Origin of the sequence: Bartonella sp. MU70NMGDW, from assembly GCF_042194085.1 — a bacterium.
GTDB lineage: Bacteria > Pseudomonadota > Alphaproteobacteria > Rhizobiales > Rhizobiaceae > Bartonella > Bartonella grahamii.
This window is the reverse complement of the sequence record NZ_JBHIMK010000570.1, coordinates 1-530: the sequence shown is the minus strand read 5'-3', so window position 1 is coordinate 530 and position 530 is coordinate 1. Positions and strand designations below refer to the sequence as shown.

Sequence of the window (530 nt, the reverse complement as noted above, 5' to 3'; positions counted from 1 at the left end):
GAAACGGTTGCTTTTGTTGGGGCTTCCGGAGCAGGAAAAAGCACCATTTTTTCTTTGATCCTTCGTTTTTATGACCCGATAAGTGGAACAATTCGGTTAGATGACATGGAAATTAATCGCCTTTCTTTACAAGATTTACGCAGCGCAATTTCCTATGTTCCACAGGATGTCGCCATTTTTGATGGAACATTGCGTGATAATATTATTTTTGGAACTGAAAATACCCATGAAGAGGAAATCCTTGCTGCCGCTAAAGCGGCTAATGCACTTGAATTTATTCAAGCTTTACCAGATGGCTTGGATACGCAAGTAGGAGAACGTGGTACCATGCTTTCTGGGGGGCAAAAACAACGCATTGGTATTGCACGGGCAATTCTAAGAAATGCACCCCTGTTGCTTCTTGATGAAGCAACATCTGCTTTAGATGCAAACAGTGAAAAGTTGGTGCAAGATGCCTTAGAAGGATTGATGCAAAATCGTACAACCTTGGTAATTGCACATCGTTTGGCAACAATTTTAAAAGCTGATCG

At 41.5% G+C, this 530-nt stretch carries 1 protein-coding gene; it reads left to right on the top strand.

The window, feature by feature from the left end; all coding sequences use genetic code 11:
* On the top strand, nt 1-530 hold a 530-nt coding region (locus ACFIKE_RS12220; protein WP_375650231.1), incomplete at both ends, for an ATP-binding cassette domain-containing protein.